This window comes from Desemzia incerta, assembly GCF_900115825.1.
Taxonomy (GTDB): Bacteria; Bacillota; Bacilli; order Lactobacillales; family Carnobacteriaceae; genus Desemzia; species Desemzia incerta.
The window spans coordinates 141,895-161,008 of record NZ_FOXW01000002.1; the positions used below are offsets into that span (position 1 = coordinate 141,895).

General features: G+C 38.2%; 18 protein-coding genes. 6 read left to right on the forward strand and 12 right to left on the reverse strand.

The genetic code is table 11. The annotated features are described in order from the left end of the window. Positions 1 to 317 precede the first annotated feature (317 nt). Together BM137_RS03340 and BM137_RS03345 are read left to right on the forward strand one after the other, a co-directional pair. Positions 318 to 1,142 carry an aldo/keto reductase gene (locus BM137_RS03340; protein WP_092479745.1) on the forward strand — a complete coding sequence of 275 codons (825 nt, stop codon included), beginning with the start codon at positions 318 to 320 and terminating at the stop codon, positions 1,140 to 1,142. Between the two features lie 204 nt (positions 1,143 to 1,346). Next, the gene (locus tag BM137_RS03345; RefSeq protein ID WP_244887635.1) at positions 1,347 to 2,747 is read left to right on the forward strand and encodes an FAD-binding oxidoreductase; all 1,401 of its coding nucleotides are present in this window, start codon (positions 1,347 to 1,349) and stop codon (positions 2,745 to 2,747) included. 55 nt (positions 2,748 to 2,802) lie between these two features. On the opposite strand, the gene BM137_RS03350 is transcribed toward BM137_RS03345, so the two are convergent. The 6 genes from BM137_RS03350 to pepA all read right to left on the reverse strand — a co-directional run bounded on the left by BM137_RS03350 (position 2,803) and on the right by pepA (position 10,386). Continuing rightward, complete coding sequence (locus BM137_RS03350; RefSeq protein WP_092479746.1) at positions 2,803 to 4,467, reverse strand: FAD-dependent oxidoreductase; 1,665 nt, start codon at positions 4,465 to 4,467, stop codon at positions 2,803 to 2,805. 135 nt (positions 4,468 to 4,602) lie between these two features. Beyond that, entirely contained in the window at positions 4,603 to 7,692 is a 3,090-nt protein-coding gene (locus BM137_RS11445; protein ID WP_244887636.1) for a DNA translocase FtsK, read from the reverse strand. 175 nt (positions 7,693 to 7,867) lie between these two features. Beyond that, positions 7,868 to 8,476, reverse strand: coding sequence for a YtpR family tRNA-binding protein (gene ytpR / locus BM137_RS03360; RefSeq protein ID WP_092479898.1), 609 nt, complete (start codon positions 8,474 to 8,476; stop codon positions 7,868 to 7,870). Positions 8,477 to 8,481: 5 nt separating this feature from the next. Beyond that, complete coding sequence (locus BM137_RS03365) at positions 8,482 to 8,949, reverse strand: universal stress protein (RefSeq protein ID WP_092479747.1); 468 nt, start codon at positions 8,947 to 8,949, stop codon at positions 8,482 to 8,484. 27 nt (positions 8,950 to 8,976) lie between these two features. Next, entirely contained in the window at positions 8,977 to 9,288 is a 312-nt protein-coding gene (locus BM137_RS03370; RefSeq protein ID WP_092479748.1) for a thioredoxin family protein, read from the reverse strand. Between the two features lie 18 nt (positions 9,289 to 9,306). Further along, positions 9,307 to 10,386, reverse strand: coding sequence for a glutamyl aminopeptidase (pepA, locus tag BM137_RS03375; RefSeq protein ID WP_092479749.1), 1,080 nt, complete (start codon positions 10,384 to 10,386; stop codon positions 9,307 to 9,309). A 185-nt stretch (positions 10,387 to 10,571) separates the two neighbouring features. On the opposite strand from pepA, the gene BM137_RS03380 reads away from it, so the two are divergent. Beyond that, complete coding sequence (locus BM137_RS03380; RefSeq protein WP_092479750.1) at positions 10,572 to 10,910, forward strand: PepSY domain-containing protein; 339 nt, start codon at positions 10,572 to 10,574, stop codon at positions 10,908 to 10,910. Between the two features lie 73 nt (positions 10,911 to 10,983). On the opposite strand, the gene trmB is transcribed toward BM137_RS03380, so the two are convergent. The 5 genes from trmB to BM137_RS03405 form a co-directional block, all read right to left on the reverse strand. Next, complete coding sequence (gene trmB / locus BM137_RS03385; protein ID WP_092479751.1) at positions 10,984 to 11,643, reverse strand: tRNA (guanosine(46)-N7)-methyltransferase TrmB; 660 nt, start codon at positions 11,641 to 11,643, stop codon at positions 10,984 to 10,986. Positions 11,644 to 11,773: 130 nt separating this feature from the next. Further along, positions 11,774 to 12,559 (reverse strand): phosphotransferase family protein, encoded by a 786-nt coding sequence (locus BM137_RS03390; RefSeq protein ID WP_092479752.1) that lies wholly within the window; start codon positions 12,557 to 12,559, stop codon positions 11,774 to 11,776. 301 nt (positions 12,560 to 12,860) lie between these two features. Next, positions 12,861 to 13,736, reverse strand: a complete 876-nt coding sequence (gene dat / locus BM137_RS03395) for a D-amino-acid transaminase (protein WP_092479753.1) — start codon at positions 13,734 to 13,736, stop codon at positions 12,861 to 12,863. Positions 13,737 to 13,816: 80 nt separating this feature from the next. Next, positions 13,817 to 15,055 carry an ABC transporter permease gene (locus BM137_RS03400; protein WP_092479754.1) on the reverse strand — a complete coding sequence of 413 codons (1,239 nt, stop codon included), beginning with the start codon at positions 15,053 to 15,055 and terminating at the stop codon, positions 13,817 to 13,819. Continuing rightward, positions 15,052 to 15,792, reverse strand: coding sequence for an ABC transporter ATP-binding protein (locus BM137_RS03405; protein ID WP_092479755.1), 741 nt, complete (start codon positions 15,790 to 15,792; stop codon positions 15,052 to 15,054). The genes BM137_RS03400 and BM137_RS03405 overlap by 4 nt, the downstream gene beginning before the upstream one ends. A gap of 149 nt (positions 15,793 to 15,941) precedes the next feature. Here BM137_RS03405 and BM137_RS03410 point away from each other — a divergent pair, with 149 nt between their 5' ends. From BM137_RS03410 to BM137_RS03420, 3 genes are all read left to right on the forward strand, one after another. Continuing rightward, positions 15,942 to 16,370, forward strand: coding sequence for an HIT family protein (locus BM137_RS03410; RefSeq protein WP_092479756.1), 429 nt, complete (start codon positions 15,942 to 15,944; stop codon positions 16,368 to 16,370). 2 nt (positions 16,371 to 16,372) lie between these two features. After that, entirely contained in the window at positions 16,373 to 16,750 is a 378-nt protein-coding gene (locus BM137_RS03415) for a YtxH domain-containing protein (RefSeq protein ID WP_092479757.1), read from the forward strand. A gap of 245 nt (positions 16,751 to 16,995) precedes the next feature. Then, positions 16,996 to 17,946, forward strand: a complete 951-nt coding sequence (locus tag BM137_RS03420) for a peptidylprolyl isomerase (RefSeq protein ID WP_092479758.1) — start codon at positions 16,996 to 16,998, stop codon at positions 17,944 to 17,946. 199 nt (positions 17,947 to 18,145) lie between these two features. On the opposite strand, the gene BM137_RS03425 is transcribed toward BM137_RS03420, so the two are convergent. Next, positions 18,146 to 19,114 carry a 3'-5' exoribonuclease YhaM family protein gene (locus BM137_RS03425; RefSeq protein ID WP_092479759.1) on the reverse strand — a complete coding sequence of 323 codons (969 nt, stop codon included), beginning with the start codon at positions 19,112 to 19,114 and terminating at the stop codon, positions 18,146 to 18,148.

Sequence of the window (19,114 nt, forward strand, 5' to 3'; positions counted from 1 at the left end):
TGTATAGGCTCAGAACGGATACAGTATACCACGATTTAAATCAGACTGAAACTCAAAAATACTAAAAAACTTATTGTTGTAACGTCTTCCCAATAATAAACCGCCTTCATTGCAAATGTGTATCGGAGTTAAGACGATTCTATGAACAACTATGCTCTATTTAGGCTTTTTCCTACCAATTTTATCTTTAGTTGCGCTTCAGCCTGTCTCTAATGCAAAATGAATTCCATTCCTACTATGTAAAATACTAGCGAAAATCGTTTCATTGGAGTAAAGTATAAATTGTTAACGAACACATTAAAAGGAGGATTTTTCGCATGGCTCAAAAGAACACATTTGTTTTTCACAATGGTATAGAGATTCCACATATTGGTTTTGGTACTTGGCAGATTCCTAATGATGAGGTGTATGAACCAGTTACTGTTGCTTTAAAAACTGGATACCGCCACATTGATACAGCTGCTGCTTATCAAAACGAAGAAAACGTTGGAAAAGCGATCAAAGATTTCGGTTTGAAACGAGAAGAAGTATTCATTACCAGTAAATTACGTGCGAGCATTAAAGGGTACGAGTCTACTTTGGAAGAATTTGAAAAAACAATTTCTAAATTAGGCGTAGATTACTTGGATCTATATCTGATCCATGCTCCTTGGCCTTGGGAAGAAAAAGGAAAAGACTGTAGTGAAGGCAACGTACAATCTTGGAAAGCAATGGAAAAATTGTACAACGATGGCAAGATAAAGGCTATCGGGGTGTCCAACTTCGAAATTTCAGATCTGCAACCGATTCTTGATCAGTGCGATATCGTGCCGATGGCTAACCAAATTCCTTTCTACATTGGTCGTTACCAAGCTCAAAAAGAATTAGTCGATTTCTGTCATGAACACAACATTGTTGTAGAAGCTTACTCACCTCTTGCTACAGGTGAATTATTAAATGGTAAAGAAATCACTGAATTGGCAGAAAAATATGATGTTACTCCAGCTCAAATTTGTTTACGTTACTGTTTAGAAAAAAACACTCTGCCATTACCTAAATCAACACATGAAGAACGTATTGTTGAAAACATGCAGCTGGACTTTACGTTATCAAAAGAAGACGTAGCTTTATTAGATGCTGTTAAAGATGTACGTCAATCGTAGACAAAACAAAAACCCTTACTTGCAGAAGTTGAAAGAACTCACTGGCTCTGTTCCAGTGAGTTCTTTTCTTATTTAAATGAGAAACATCACCTTTTTGAGTTTTTTCGTCAACTTGCAGTTGTCAGATCAAAAACAGATTGCTAAAGTGTTAATGAAATGGTTTCCAAGCCATTTAGTATGTATTTCGAAAGGAGTTTTTTGAAAGTGAATAAAGTGTGTGCTATACCTGAAAAAGAATTGTCTCTATTAACAGACATCATTTCCGATCCGAATCGTTTATTGGTAGGAGAATCTATCCCGGAGGATTATTTATCTGACGAGTACGTTAAAGAAACAGGCAAAGTGTACGCTGTTGCTTTACCTCTAACTAAAGAAGAAATCATTCAATTGGTCAAATTTGCTCAATCAGTAGAATTACCAATCATCGTTCGCGGAGCTGGAACGGGACTATCCGGTGCTACTGCACCGATGAAAGGTGAATTGGTCATTGACGTTCATTTGATGAATCACATCATCGGACTGGATGAAGAAACCCTTACTCTAACAGTTGAACCAGGAGTCTTACTGGGCGAAATTCAAGAATTTATCGAAAAGAAAGGCTATTTTTATCCGCCTGATCCAGGATCTAAACACTCTTCTATTGGAGGGAATGTCGCTACCAATGCTGGTGGGATGAGAGCCGTAAAATACGGTGTTACACGAGATTATGTAAGAGAAATGGATGTTGTTTTAGCTAATGGCGAAGAAATGACACTGGGCTCTTTAAACATTAAAAGCAGTTCTGGATACGATTTGAAAGATTTGTTCATTGGTTCTGAAGGTACTCTTGGTATCACAACATTAATAAAACTAAAAGTCATCCCTATTCCTAAAGCAAGTCTGTCTGCTATCGTTGCCTTCTCAAATTTACAAGATGCCACTAACGCAGTATTGGATATTTTAAAACATGGTGTGGATCCAACTGCCTTGGAGTTCTTCGAAAAAGAGGGAATCGCCATCAGTGAAAGAGAAAACAACATGCTCTTCCCTGTTCAAAATGGACAAGCGTTTCTATTGATGACACTTGACGGCGACAGCAGTGAGTCTATTGCACGCCGTATGACTTTATTGGAAGAAACGGTCAAACAACACAACTTAGTTGAATTATTACCTTTAACTGACCCTGCCGATGAAAAAACAGCTTGGTTTTTACGCGACACATTATTGACAGCTGTTGTCAATTACACCGAGCAAGTAACGATGGATGAAGTAGTGCCTATCAATCAATTAGCTGCTTTATATCAATACACAAAAGAATTAGAAGCCGAAAGCGGATTAAGTATGATCAGTTTTGGACACGCAGGAGATGGCAACTTACATACGTGTGTAGCTCGAGGAAAAGTCACCGATCAAACAGAATGGGAAACGAAACGTGATGACGTTCTACACAAATTGTACGCTAAAATCAACGAGTTAGGCGGTCTGCCCTCAGCTGAACACGGTATTGGAGTGATCAAAAAGCCTTACTTCAAAGAAATGACTGCTGATATCAACATTGAAATGATGCGCAAGATCAAGTCAGTCTTTGATCCAGAAAATCGCTTGAATCCTACAAAATTATTTTAATCTAAAGTATAAAAAAGAATGGAGACCTCATTTCTGGTCTCCATTCTTTTTGCTTTTATTTTTGCTGTTTCATTTTTTTATACAGTTGGTAGTTCTTATTGCCGCCAGAAAGATTGTATACTTCTTTAAACCCTTTATTCAATAAAAGATTCTGAGCAGCATTTCCTGTAACACCTTTATTGCAATAAGCAACTGTAGGAAGTTGAGGATCCAATTCTTTTGAACGTTCTCTTAATTCAGCTAACGGGATATGAATCGCACCTTCTACATGTAATGTCTCATAATCTTTTTTCCCGCGTGTATCAATAATCTGCATCGATACATTGTTCTGCTGTTTTTCCATCAATTCTTTAGGGGTGATCAATGGATTGCGATGCAAAGCATTCTCCAGAGCCATTCCAGTATACAGGACAGGATCTTTTGTCGTAGCAAATGGCGGTGCATAGGCTAAATCTAAATGAAACAAATCTTCTGCTTTAGCTCCAAAACTGATGGCTGTGGCTATCACGTCAATTCGTTTGTCTACTCCATTTTCCCCCATAGCTTGAGCACCTAACAGACGTCCAGTCTTTTTATCTGCAATAGCCTTTATTGTCAGTTCCTTCCCACCCAAGTATTGGGCGTGGTCCGGTTTGATACTGAAAAGCACTTCAATCTCGTAACCTTCCTTGGTTGCTTCTTTTTCGGTCAATCCGGTTTGTCCTATTTGCATATCAAATAATCGGAATATTCCTGTTCCCAGCACTCCTCTATGTTCTAATTCCCCACCGGTTATCACGTCCCCAGCGATACGGCCCATCTTATTCGCGGTTGAACCTAGCGGACGATAAACAGGTTTTCCAGTAATCACTGAAAAGCTTTCTGCTGCATCACCTACTGCGTATATATCAGGAATATTGGTCTGCATTTTCCGGTTCACAGCAATAGCTCTAGAATCTCCTAAAGCCACACCGATTTCTTGAGCCAGCTGAGTATTTGGCCTTACTCCGGCAGCTAAAATCACTAAGTCTGTATCAATAGCTGCTCCATTTGCAGTAATAACTTTTTCAATCGTTTTCTCTCCTAGGATTTCTTTGACTGTATCCTCTAAGTGAAGAATAATACCTTTAGTGCGCAAATATTCTTCCGCTCTAAACGTCATATCCGCGTCCATCGAAGGCATGATTTGGTCCTCTAATTGGACGATCGTCACCTCAAGTCCTTTGTGAGTCAGCTGTTCCGTCAATTCCAAACCGATAAATCCGGTTCCGACAATCAATGCTTTTTTAGGTTGATGGGTAGAGAGAAACTGATGGATATCACGATTGTCTTGAATACTGCGTACTTGAAATACATTCTCATAGCTCGTTTGGTCAAACGGAGGCGGAGTAAAAGGAGATGCTCCTGTAGCAAAAACCAACACATCATAATGATCTTGTTTTACTTCTCCCGTTTTTAAATCAGTGACCATAATGTTTTTTTCTTCTCGATTGACTTTTGTGACTTGGTGCTCTGTAAAAATGTCTACAGCGTATCTCTTTTTGAACCACTCTGCATTACGAGGAACCAAAGTGTCGATTGATTCAACCTCTCCTCCGATTTGATACGGAATCCCGCAAACTGAATACGAAATATCTTTTCCTTGATCGTAGACAACGATTTCTGCTTCTTCTGTATTTCTTCTTGCTTTAGCCGCAACAGATGTACCAGCTGCCACCGATCCAATAATCACTATTCTCATTCTTGCACCTCATTTTTCTTTTCATCCCATATCATATATTTCAAATATAAATGAGTCTCCAGCTATTGTCAAAGGACTTTGATGCAAAAAGAAAACGAGAATTCCCATTTAAATTGGGAATCCTCGTTTACTCATCTATAGAAACTTTTCTTCATAATCAGACCTTGTTAAAAACACATCTCTTGGTCTGGACCCTTTATTTTCTGAAATTAAATTTTTGCTTTCTAATGCATCGATCAAGTTTGACGCTCGGTTAAACCCGATTTTGAATTTTCTTTGCAGTGAAGAAGCCGATACTGTTCCTTCGTCTATAATAAACGGCAATACTTCGTCCAATAATTCGTCTTTTCCTTCCAGCGCCTCAGCTTTGGCTAAAAGAGATTCTGATTGGAAGAGATAATTGGGTTCTTGTTGTTCTTTTACAAAATCTACAATACCGTCAATTTCTTCCTCAACATATGTCCCTTGGATTCTGACTGGTTGGCTGGCACCATTTCCTTGGAATAACATATCCCCTCTTCCAAGCAGCTTTTCGGCTCCGCCTGTATCCAAAATGGTTCTGGAATCCACTTGGCTGGAAACCATGAAAGCTATTCGAGTCGGAATATTGTTTTTAATCGTTCCGGTCACGACATCAACACTCGGACGTTGTGTCGCTACGATCAAATGGATTCCTGCTGCTCGAGCTTTTTGAGTGATTCGAGCAATCGACTCTTGGACTTCGTTGCTGGCTACCATCATTAAGTCGGCTAACTCATCGATGATAATAACGATGTAAGGCATTTTTAAGGCATGGTCCCCTCTTGCTTCAGCCTTTTTATTGAAATGCTCAATATTGCGAACTCCGCCGGCAGCTAATTTCTGATACCGTTCTTCCATCTCATTTACAGCCCATTTCAGCGCCTCATTTGCTGCTTTAGGTTCCGAGATTACAGGAGATAATAAGTGCGGCAAATCATTGTATGGCGCCAATTCAACTGCTTTCGGGTCAATCAAAATCAGTTTCACTTCATTAGGGGTTGCTTTATACAACAAACTGACCAATAAAGAGTTGATAAAGACACTCTTACCTGAACCGGTGGCTCCTGCAATCAAACCATGCGGCATTTTATCGATGGTAGATACAACCGCTTCGCCGGCCAGGTTGACTCCCATTGCGATCGTCAATGGGGAATCACTGTTTTCAAATGCTTCACTTTCAATCACCTCAGAGATCATAACCGGACGGGATTTCAAGTTGGGGATTTCTACCCCGACTGTACTTTTACCAGGTATTGGAGCTTCTATTCGAATATCTTTAGCTGCTAAAGCCAGTTTTAGATCATCTGAGAGATTCGTGATTTTATTTACTTTCACGCCTCGACCCAATTGCAATTCAAACTGCGTAATAGCAGGACCTATCGTCCATCCTACAACTTGAGCTTCAATATTGAAAGCTTCCAATGTCTCGTTCAAACACTCGGCTTGTTCTAATACCCAATCATCTATAGCATTCGGTTCAAAAGTAATCGGTTCATTCAACAAATCTAATGAAGGAAATTGGTAGTGTAAGGATTGGTTCTCTGCAGCTAATCTGCCTTCCACAGGTTTCCATTCTTCTGTATCCATTTCTTGATTCTCTTCTTCGTTTTCTTCTTGGTCAATGACTTCACTTTGATGAGCCTCTTCAGGTTCTGTGTAAAGTGTATCAGGTTCATTAGTAAAGCTATCCTCGATGGAACGTGAAGTTTCATCTTCTTTGGTTGTATCTTCCGGGATCATCACATCAGCTTTTGATTCTTCTAAAAGAAGTGGAGATTCTTCCTTCCCCTCTTGAAGGTCATTCACCTCATTCGATGATTCTTCTAATAAGATGGATTGTTCAGTTTCGTTTTCTTCTACTTCAATGATTTCTGCATCCACTACAACAGGCTCTTTTGATGGAACAAATTCCTCTTTCGAAACAGCAGAATCTGGAGTTGGGTCTTCCAATAAGCTTTCTAATTCATCCGTATACGCTCCACCTTGAGTCATCTGAGCCAACAATTCAGTGATTGTGGCAGGATATGCAGCAGTCGAATCGCTAGCTGATTCTTCTTGTTCCACTTCTATTGGAGTATTCTCTACTTCTTCAACATCCAATGCTGATGTTTCTAAAGAAACTTCTGTCTCCATTTGAGAAGGCTCTTCTATAACCGACTCTAGCTCATTTCCCTCTTCTTCTTGATGGACTTTTTCAATCTTTTCAGTAAAGGCAGCTGAGTCATCAAAGGATTCTTCTTGATTTGATTCTGCGATTTCCTCTGCTGCTGGTTCTGCGATTTGAATGGATTCCTCGACAACCTCTTCTTCAAATTCTGTGTCAACTTTTGTTGCAACAGGTTGATTTTCAGCCGTCATCGGAGTATCTAAAATAGCTTCCAATTCTTTAGGATCTTCACCTTGATTAGCTCTTGCCAACAACTCTGAAATTGTTGCAGGTTGAGAGTTTTCTCTTGAATTCGATTCCTCAAAATAGCGAGCGATGTTTTTCCCTTTATTCAATCTCTCATCTTGCTCTTCTTGAATCATCCCTGCTAAAGAGCGAGATAAACCTCTTTTTTTGGTTTCTTTCAGCATATTGTTTTCTGGAACTTGTTCAGACACAAATGATTCTTCTTCAAGAAAATCATTCGACACTTCTTCCTCTTCTTTAGGCACTAAAAGTTCGTCTGACGCGTCGTCTTCAACGGTTGAAGAGTCTTCTGTGATTTCTTCATTCAAGTCGATTTCATCATTTTCCTCCAACAGCAAAAGATCCTTTTCCGCTTTTGGAGTTTCAAGCACTTCTTGTTCAGAACTGCTGTCCGTTTGTTCAAATTGTTCTTTTCCTAATTCAGACAAATAGTCTTCAAACAGGAGAAAGTCTTCATGTTCTTTTGTTAGATTTTGATAAATGATTGCATACTGAATGGATTCTTTTTTCTCTTCTCTTCTTTCTTGGTAACCATAAAAAGGAGAAGGTACTTTTTTTACTTTAAATGGTGTTGAACTTCGATCTTCTTGATAAGGGGTGACTTTATGAGTCAAACCCTTTTTAGACAATGTTGGTTCAGTGGCTGGTTTAGCTTCATGGTGTTTAAAAAACGGAATATCGTTTGTAGGACTTTTTTCTTGTTGTTTTCTAACTTCACGAGGAGTCGTTTTCTGAACAGTTCTCTCTGATTGAAGTCGTCTATGAAAGACTGGGCCTTGGTATTTGGCCATAGTCGCTCTCCTCCTTCTGACTTGGTACTCAGCCATTTTATCATAATTTGAGTATAGTTAGTAGGCTTGTTCGAAAGTTCTCTGATTCGATTTTTTTAAGTTCACTGCTTTTTTCCTCTATAAAAAAGGCTGTCAACTAAAATTCATTAGTCGACAGCCTATGACAATTTTGATCTTAACCTTTAAATGCTTCTCCAGTAACAGCAGTTTCTGGTAAAACCAAGATTCCTTTTTCGTTTGGTGCATCTTCCAGTTCTAATTCTCGTGCTGAACAAATCATTCCATAGCTTGGTTCACCACGTAATTCGCCATCCCAGATCACTAAACCGTTTGGCATAATAGCTCCCACTTTAGCGACAACTACTTTTTGGCCTTCAGCAATGTTTGAAGCTCCACAAACGATTTGTACTACTTCACCATTGTCAATTTCAGTTTGCGTAATCGACAAATGATCTGAGTCAGGATGCGGCACACATTCTTTAACATGTCCTACAACAAACTTAGGCGTGTTGTCAGCCGTTAGTGTTTCTTCAAATCCTGATTCGGCTAACGCTTGATTCAATAGTTCAACATCTTTTTCAGATAGCACTACAGGACCGTTTCCTTCAATTGTCATGGTTTCAGAAACATTAAAAAAATTGTATCCTACAGTTTCGTTTGATTCAGCATCGAATATACGAGCGATATTCCCTTTGCGTTCAAAACCTTGGGCTTCTTTTTCACTGTTTTTCAGCATCAGGAGTAACGTATCTCCAACGCCTTCTTTGTTATAACTGCTTACGATCATTATTATTCCTCATTTTCTAATTCATTTTTTACAATCAGAACGTCACACGGAGCTGTGCGTAAAATATACTCGCTGACACTTCCAATCATCCAACGTTCAATAGCATTCAATCCAGTCTGTCCGACGATGATCAAATCTACTTTATGACGTTTAGGCAATTCTTCAGCTAATAAGGTTCTAGGGTGCCCTTTTGCGATTTCTACGCTGACATTTGAGACTCCTTGTGCTTGTGCTTCTTGTTTGTATTTTTCTAGTTGTTCAGTCATTACTTCTGATTCTGATACAATGCCCTCAGTATATAATGCTGGCATTCCCATACTATAGGTTCGGGTATCAACGACATGTGCGATTACTAAATCACTATGATTTCGTACAGCGATTCTTGTGGCTTTTTTAAAAGCTCTCTCTGCGGAATCACTTCCGTCTACTGCAACCATAACTCTTCTGTATTCTTGAATAACTTCTGTCATGATAATCCCTCCAATTTAGTTTTCAGTCTATAATGTTGAGATAAATGATTCTATTTCTTCTTTTGTCTTGCGATCTTTATTAACGAAGCGTCCAATTTCACTTCCATTTTCAAAAGCTACAAAACTTGGGATGCCAAAAATAGAAAGATCTCCGCATAAATCAATAAACTTGTCGCGATCAACTTCAACAAATGTCATATCCGGATGGTTTTCTACGATTTCAGGCATAACGGGTTTGATGAACGAACAATCTCCGCACCAGTCTGCTGTGAAGAAAAAGATTGTCTTGCCTTTAGCGGTTAACGGTTCAAATTCTTCAATAGTCATTAATTTTTGCATAAAATCCGCTCTTTTCGTTTAATTATTTTTCATGATTGTTTCTAAAGTGCTGCGATCTAGTGTACGTACGATATGGGTCAGCATTTCTTTAGCCGCTGCGTAGTCATCAATATGGAAGACTGTTTGATGAGTATGGATATAACGAGCGCAAACTCCAATTACCGCGCTAGGAACCCCATTGTTCATTACTTGAGCCGCTCCAGCATCCGTACCGCCTTTAGAGACAAAATACTGATAAGGAATATTGTTTGTTTCAGCTGTATCCAATAAGAATTCACGCATTCCTTTAAGAGTAATCATTCCTGGATCTTGCAGACGCAACAAGAATCCTTCTCCTAAGTGTCCGAATTTAGATTTGTCACCTGTTAAGTCATCTGCTGCAGAACAATCTACTGCAAAAAACAAGTCCGGTTTCAGCATATTAACAGCGCCTTTAGTACCGCGCAAACCAACTTCTTCTTGAACATTTGCTCCTGCGATCAAGGTATTCGGTAAAGCTTCACCAGCTAGTTCTTTCAATAATTCTACTACAACGGTAGTTCCGTAACGGTTGTCCCAAGCTTTAGAAAGAATCTTTTTGCCATTTGCCATTTTAACCGTTTCTACAGCAGGAACAATGGCATCACCCGGACGTACACCGTAAGATTCTGCTTCTTCTTTTGAGTCAAAACCAGCATCAAACAAAATATCGGCTATATCTGGTGCTCCGCCTTTACCGTCTGTTCCTCTTAACAAATGAGGCGGTACAGAAGAAGACACACATGGATAGTCTCCCTTAGCAGTTTGAAGAGTAAATCGTTGTGCTGAAACTACATAAGGGTTCCAACCACCAAGTGGGACAACTCTGAATAGACCTTCATTGGTGATTTGAGAAATCATAAACCCAACTTCATCCATATGAGCAGCTACCATGATTCTTGGAGCATCTTCTGTTTTACTCTTTCGAATTCCAAAAACCCCACCTAAACCATCTTGCTTGATTTCGTCCACATAAGGTTCGATTTGCTTACGCAGCTCTTTACGAACACGGTGTTCGAATCCGCTCGTTCCTTGTAATTCCGTCATTTTCTTGATTAAATCAAATGTTTGTTGTTCCATAAATTGCAGTCACATCATCTACGAATAGAGTTGTGCCGCTCCCCCCTTTCAAGTCTATATTGCATCTTTCTTATCAATTATAACTGATATCCTCTTCAATTTTAAGGTAGAACTATCTAATTTCTTTTTTTCCATGAAATAAGCTATACTATACTCATAGACAAATTGAAACTGGAGGTAACTTTATGACACACAAAAATGGTTTTTCCACGACCTTAAGTGTCTGTGGAGGTGTCTTGTTCGGCGCCGGAATAGTTAGCGGGTACTTGCTAAATGGTTATGTGAAAAAAAATAAACCGTTGAACGGAGATAAAATCCTGAAACGCATCAAAAAAGCCTTTTTAGAAGAAGGCCCTATCGAAGGTTCTTGGATCGAATTGACAAAAGTCCCGATGCAAAAATTTGCTTTAAAAACAAAAGTTTATTACGGAGGTATCTCTCGGATTGAAGAAAACCAACTGGTTCAATACGAATTTCTCGCAGATGCCTATACTGGAACTGTATTAGATATTTATAGACTATGATTCTCGTTAACGACTTTAAAAAACCCCCACTTCGGAGAGTATCTCCAAAGTGGGGATTTCCTTGTATAAAAGCTTAGTTTCCTGTTGCTGTTTTATCTTTGAACTGTGCTTCCACTCGATAAATACGGTTCCCTTTATTGGAGAACTTTTCCTCGTACTCTGTCATCACATTGCCTTCGAAATCACTCTCATGTAAATGCAGCCATACTTGCTTCAAGATCATTCCGTATTGAGAAAAACTAGCCAATGAATATTCGAATAATCCTTGGTTGTCTGTTTTGAAATGAATTTCTCCTTTTGGTACAAGAATCTCTTCATAAACAGAAAGAAAAGATTGATACGTCAATCGTCTTTTTTCATGCTTTTTCTTCGGCCATGGATCAGAAAAGTTCAAGTAAACTTGGTTGATTTCATTTTCAGCAAAATACTGTGTTAATTCTCCGCCGTTTACTTGCAACAATTGAAGATTCGGCAATTCATTTTCAATCAACTTGTCTAGAGCTGTGACAATAACACTCATTTGAATTTCGATTCCGATGTAATTGATCTCTGGATGCAATTTGGCCATTTCATAAATAAAACGACCTTTTCCAGTCCCAACTTCAATATGGATTGGGTTATCATTTTTAAAACGAGATTGCCATTTGCCTTTCCAATCCTCTGGAGTCTCTGGGATGTATTGAGGGTAGCTGGCAATTTTAGTTGGCGCCTCTGGTTTATTTCTTAAACGCATAGTATTTCTCCTGTCTTTTTTTAGATTAGTGTTTTCAAGGAAAAAGGAGCTGGACGTAATCGTCTTGGCTCCTTCGTTCTTATTTGTCTATAATTGAATGATGATAACGATAAATAAGTTCTATAATCGTTTATTTTTTATGTTGCATCAATTCTTGCAATCGGATAATGTCTTGATTCATTTTATGGAACCGAGCTTTTTTATGGTGTTGCTTGATTTGAGATAAGTAATTCATTGCTGCATACCAAGTCATTTTCTCTGTTAACTCTTCTGTTAACGTTATTCCATAATGAGATAGCCATTCTTCCCATGATGATCTGTCTATGTACTGACATAATAAAACACCTAAGTCCATAGCAGGATCACACAACATGGCAGAATCCCAATCTACTAAATATAACCGATTTTCATCAGATAATAACCAGTTTTTACGATACACATCTCCATGGCAGACACGCAACAATGACGAATCCGTGAAAGGAATCGTGTGCATCAAGTGGTTAAATACTTCAGCTAATAATGAATGATTTTTTAAATCCAATGGAAGATTCCTTTGATAATCTTGCATCAGATCAGTTGGCCTGATCTCTTGACCTCCAACTCGAGTCAACATTCTTCGTAAGTTTTCAGAATTGTGAATACGGCTTAGTAATTGAGCTACAGCTAAAGAAGACATTTCTTCTTTCTCCAAGGTCCGACCATTCAGCCATTCTTGTGCTGTTAACACATCACCATTTCCAATACGTTTCGTCCAAATCAATCTTGGTGTGATGCCTTCAACAGAAAGCGCAGCTAAAAAAGGTGATGAATTACGCTTCAAAAAAAGCTTCTCCTCAGCCTTGGTTCCCATATAAGCTTGTCCAGTGTCACCACCGATTGGATGCAATTTCCATCCAGAATTATATTCTAAGTCCATACCAAAATCATTCCTTGCTATAATTTAAAAAGCAACTATCTACTCTTTGGACAAAAAAAGACAGATATCAGCTCAGACATCCATCCTACTCTTCGTTATCTATTTTAGATACAAAACTACATTCAGTCAAGCAACAAATTGAAAATTACAGAACTTCTCTTCATGCAACGGTTTCCACTAGACGAATTTTCGTTTTATTTGTTAAATTGCGATTCAATTATTGGTCATTCTATAAAAAACGTCCCTCACAAGAAGCCTTTTACTTTCTCAACTTCTATCGTAAGGGACTTATTTTAAAGGATTAGATTAAGGAATTCTCCATAATACTTCCACATTGTGCTTCAATTTCTTTTATATAAAACTGTTGCAGCATTTCTACGACAGGTCCTCTTTCACCTGTCCCTACCGCTGTGCCATCGATTTCAACGATTGGCATAGCTTCAATAGTTGTACTGGAAGAAAAAGCTTCATCTGCTTCTTTTAATTGCTCTAACGTAAATTCTTTTTCGATTACTGGAATACCTGCTTTAGCAGCGGCTCTCAGCAAAACGATTTTTGTAATTCCCGGAAGGATCAAGTTTCCGTCTGGATGCGTATAAATAGTTCCGTCTTTGACCATCCACATATTAGAAGACGAACACTCTGTCACGATTCCGTCTCGATGTAAAATGGCTTCATCAAAACCTTTTTTATGAGCCGTGTGTTTTGCCATGATATTCCCTAATAAACTGATAGATTTAATGTCACAATGTAACCAGCGAGTGTCTGGTACGACTGCTGCCGTAATCCCTTTAGACATCTTTTCTTCATTTCTAGGTACTACTGTTGTCGATGCTGTAAATACTGGAGGAACAACAGTCGGCTCAGGAAAAACATGATCTCTAGGAGAAGCGATTCCTCTAGTGATTTGGAAATAAACATTCCCTGTATCTACTTTATTTACATTCAGTAATTCTGCTAAACGTTCTTTCAATTCTGCTTTAGTAAAAGGGGCTTCTAAGTCGATTTTGCTCATACCAGAAAAGAAACGATCGATGTGTTCATCCAACGTAAAGAACTTGCCATTGTAAGCTCGAACCACGTCATAAATCCCATCTGCAAATTGGTAACCTCTATCTTCTAGATCGATTTTCACTTCAGTTCTATCGACAATTTGATCATTCCAAATGACTTTCACTTGATTTCCTTCTCCCTGAAAATTTATTTCCTTTTTATACTATCAAATTTTATTTACGAATGCATTATTTTTTTAACGAGTCAGACTAGATTTCTTTCATTATTCAACAACTTTTTTATTCGAGCCGGGAAATAGACTTGACTAAATAAGATACTGAATAAACTATTCAGTCCAAATACACTTAAACTAGTGAGAAATGGCATGGTCAGACTAGTAGCGATAAAAAATAAACCGCTTTGAGCAACTAACAGTGTGAACAAAATCTTCTGCATGGCTTTCAATTTCTGTTTCTTTTCAACGGGATACAATACAGAAAGTAAATGATCATCGTAATGGTAATACAACGGAATCAACTGAAACCCTGTCAGATAAAGAAACAATAAACTCATGACAATCACTAATATGGGATACGTTATTAAAGCCACTACTCCCAATCCGATCAAGCTTAGGCGAATGACTAAACCGCTGTATTCTGTCCCTCTCAATAAAGCTTTAGAGAATAAATAGAGATACGTGTTGTCTTGTTTTAATTCCATTCGACCCATGATGTTGTCCAAATAGGCTCTGCGTTTGACCGTCCCTCTCAATGCAGGGATATCTGTAAACAAATTGATGAACTGATAGATATTTTTTAAACGAGTCGATTCTTTTTGAACCAAAAACTCCCATTGGTATCTAGAAACTCTTAACCAGCGATTGATTCTTCCATGCCACAGCACACTGCTCATAAGAGCGCCTGCTAATCCAACGAATGGGTGGACATACAGCCCTAAAAAACTGCTGACAATGGATAAGATTCCTACAATCAATGTCGTTAGATTCCGCTCTTTTTTTTCTACTTGTTTGATTTTGACTATTTGAGCATCTAATTCGACTTCTTTTATAAGGACCATAGAAGCAAAAAATACGATCCAATCGGAGAAAGCAAACGAACTGGTCGCTACTAATAATGGCATGACCGCTGCTGAAATAAACCCGATAACAATCAACGGCAGAATCAAGCTGTAGCTTTTTGCTTTTTTAAAATACCCTTCCATTTCGGCCTCTTTTTGCAATAAAAACACACTGTCTGCCGGTTGAATAAGCGTGGCTAAGTTTCCGATAAAGATTAGGATCGAAAAAACGATCCATGCCAAAACTTTTCCATAAGCAAAATCGGTGGAGACACTTTTCAGCATTTCAGAATAAGCATATCCAAGAGCTCCTAATAAGAATAAGCAAACAATCACAAAATGATCATTTAGCACGTATTTTAAATATTTCATCATCTTTTTTTGGTGTTCTGTTACTCGGCGTTTCCATATATCGATGATACTCATACTAAACGACCTTCCTCTTTAGTCAATTCAATATAAATCTCGTCTAAGTTTGCTTCAGGCATTTCAAATGTTTGTCTCAAATCTTCTAATGATCCAGCCGCTCGTACTTTTCCTTCATGGAGAATAATGAATCCATCACAGTAACGTTCAGCAGTCGCTAAGATATGGGTGGACATTAAGATAGATGCCCCGGCTTCTTTCTTTTCTTGCATCAATTCCAATAAGGCGTGGATCGCTAACGGATCAAGACCTAAAAAAGGCTCGTCAATAATATACAAACTAGGTTCTACCAAGAAAGCACAAACGATCATTACTTTCTGCTTCATTCCTTTAGAAAAGTTCGCAGGAAACCAGTCCAGTTTCTTTTCTAAACGAAACGTTTTTAATAAGTAGTCTGCTCGCTTCATCGCTTCTTCCATTGGAAGATCATAAGCCATAGCCGTCACTTCAATATGTTCTTTTAAAGTCAATTCTTCATATAAGGCGGGTGTTTCTGGGACATAACCGAATTTTTTTCGATAATCAGAAGCACTTTCTTTAATGGTCAGCTGGTCTATCTTGATCTCTCCTTTGAAAGGATCCATTAAACCGATAATGTGTTTTAAAGTAGTACTTTTACCGGCCCCATTCAGTCCAATTAACCCAATCAATTGACCGTTGCCAATTTCAAATGATACATCTTTTAATACCGGAAACTGGTTGTACCCTCCAGTTACGTTTGTGACTTCTAAACTCATGCAGGTGCCTCCTGTGCTGTATTATTTTATTTATTGTACCATAAGACACTCCTCTTATTTCACATTAAATCGCTTTTATGATACATTTGACTTATACGAAATTGACATTCCAGATGTTATAAATACTGATGTTGGAAAGAAGGATTTGAATGGAAGATTGTATTTTTTGCAAGATTATCAAGAATGAAATACCTAGTAGAAAAGTATATGAAGATGATGAAGTTGTCGCTTTCTTGGACCTCACTCAAGTGACTAAAGGGCATACTTTAGTCGTTCCCAAAAAACATGTAGCCGATATTTATGAATACGATGAAGAATTAGCAGCACAGACATTCTCTCGCATTCCTAAAATTGCTAGAGGTCTTAGAGATTCAGATCCATCAATTAAAGGGATGAATATCCTGAACAATAACGGTGAGTTAGCGTATCAATCTGTTTTTCACAGCCATATCCATTTAATCCCTCGATACACTGAAACAGATACTTTCAGTGTTGAGTTCGGAGACAATTCTCAAAAACACTCTCCTGAGGAATTAGACACTATTAAAAATGCGATTCAAACCAGAATGGAGGAATAAAGATGAAATTAGGATTAGGAAGCGGTATGTTATTTGGAGCATTAGTAGGCGGTGCTTACGGCTTAATGAAAACACCTCGTAAAGGAACAGAAAATAGAGAAGCAATGAAAAGCTACTTAGACGATACTACTGTTCTTGTACAGGATGTCACAGATAAAGTAAAAGATTTAAAAAGTGCTATCTCAGAATTAACAAATGAAGGTAAATCTCTTGCAACGGATTTTTCTAAAGAAATGAATGAAACCGTACAAGAATTTTCTTACGAAGCAGAACCAAGATTACGTAGAATCCAAGAGCAAGCCAACAAGTTAAATGAAGACGTTCAAGACGTTACAGAACAGTTTTCTTCCTCAGCAGATCAAAAAAGCTCTGCCAGTTAAACAAGATAACTATAGATTGAAAGAATGAGATCTATTTTCTGGTCTCATTCTTTTTTTATGTACAAGTACCCAAAGTTTTTGAAAAAAGACTTTTTAATGAAAGAGTATGAGTTTTTTGTGATTTTTCATTGATTTTAAACGAAAACTTGTGAGTTGAGATTTTTTTATCAAATCGATTGTGTTATATTAGTAAGCGAGGTTGTTAATTTGATTAACGACGAAAATAATGAAACGGATGTGTTTAAATGAAAAAAATGTTATTGACAGCGACAGCTATTTTAACAGGTCTAGCATTAGCTGGTTGCGCTGATGATACAGTGGCTTCTTCTACAGCAGGAAAAATTTCAAAAGATGAACTATACGAAGAAATGAAAGAAACTCAAGGAGCAGCTACCCTTCAACAAATGATCATTAACGATGTATTAACAGAATCTTATGGAGAAACTGTTGATGATAAAGCGGTAGATACTGCTTTTGAAGAAGAGGCTGAAGCATACGGCGGCGCCGAAACATTTGAATACGTATTGAGTTCTTCTGGTTACACAGCAGATTCATACAAAGATTTGATCCGTTACAGCTTGTTAGTTGAAGAAGCTGTTAAAGACAATACTAAAATTGAGGATGAAGAATTAAAAACTGCATATGAAGCTTATGTTCCACCAGTTACTGCTTCTCATATCTTAGTAGCTGAAGAAGATCAAGCTAAATCATTGATTGAGCAATTAAACGATGGGGCTGATTTTGCTACTCTAGCTCAAGAAAATTCAATTGATCCAGGTTCAGCTGAAAATGGCGGTCAAATGACTTTCACTACTGGACAAATGGTTGCTGAATTCGAAGAAGCTGCTTTTGCTTTAGAAGAAGGCGAAATTACTCAAGAACCTGTTCAAACGGAAAATGGTTTCCACGTAATTAAAATGGATGAAAAACCTGAAAAAGGATCATTAGAAGAAGAAACTGATGTCCTAAAAGAAAATATCATCAATGAAAAATTAGCAAATGACGAATATGTATTCTCTATTCTTTCTACTATTCTTCAAGATGCAAATATTCAAATCAATGATGAAGACTTAAAAGGAACAATGGATACTTTCTTATTGCCTGAAGATGCTCAAGGTGAATCTGGCGAATCTGGTGAATCAACTGAAGCACCTGCTGAAGAATCTAGTGAACCTGCTGAGTCTAGCGAAGAATAATTTAATCTATCAAAAAGAGAGCATGAAAAAAGGCGTTTAGCCCCGAATCACCGGAGCGAATAAGCACAGGATGGTCGTAGACCATTCGAACATTATTCGTGAAGTGGATGTCGGGGCTGCCTTTTTGAGCGCGTTTACGAAAGCAATATTCGTAAAAGAAGAAGGAACTGGGAATTATTTCCCAGCTCCTTTTTTCGTTTTATTCATTTACGATGGGTTCTGTTTGAGAAGGGTTGTAAAACGACCGGTTGTCTAAGCCGAAAATGCGCTCCGTAAAGCTGCCCGGTTCCGTACGACTCAGTGCGTTATCCAGCATGTTGATTGTAGCGTCTAAATGATCCAAATGATAAAGGATTTCAGCTTCTCTCAATTTTGGCTGAACCGGCGACCCGAATTCCATTTTCCCATGATGTGCTAGAACCATATGTTTCAACAACAACACGTCTTCGATACGCTCATCGATTTTCAACGTCGCACAAGCTTTAGAAATTTCTTCATCTACCAGCACAATATGTCCAATCAAGTTTCCTTCTAGGGTGTATTCTGTAGACACAGGGCCCGTCAATTCCAATACTTTTCCTAAGTCGTGGATAATGACTCCGGCATACAATAGAGATTTATTGATGTTCTCATATTGATTGGCTACTGTTTTTGCCAATCTCAGCATAGACAAAGTATGAAAAGCCAACCCCCCATGGAATGCATGATGAAATCTTTTAGCTGCTGGAGCTTCAAAGTATTCTTTTTGGTACTTCGTCAGCAAGTGACGCACGATTCGATTCCAATGAGCATTGGTGATCTCGAATAATGTTTGGTTCAATTCTTCTACCATGTCTTCTTTCTTGATAGGTGCTTTTTCAATAAACTGCTCTGCTTTGTCCGGCTCTCCAGATGAAGCTAAACGCAATTTAAAAATTCTGATTTGCGGATTTCCTTGATAAAGTTCTCTTTTTCCTGACACTTTAACAATAGCACCTGCGACATACTTCTCAATATCTTCTGAAGAAGCATCCCAAAATTTGCCGTCCATTTGTCCACTTTTATCTTGGAACGTAAAGGCAATAAACTTTTTCCCATTTTTCGCTACTCGTACTTCAGCTGATTTGACCAATAAAAATATCTCAAATGAATCATCAACATTGTATTCATATAAATTTTTTTCTGACAT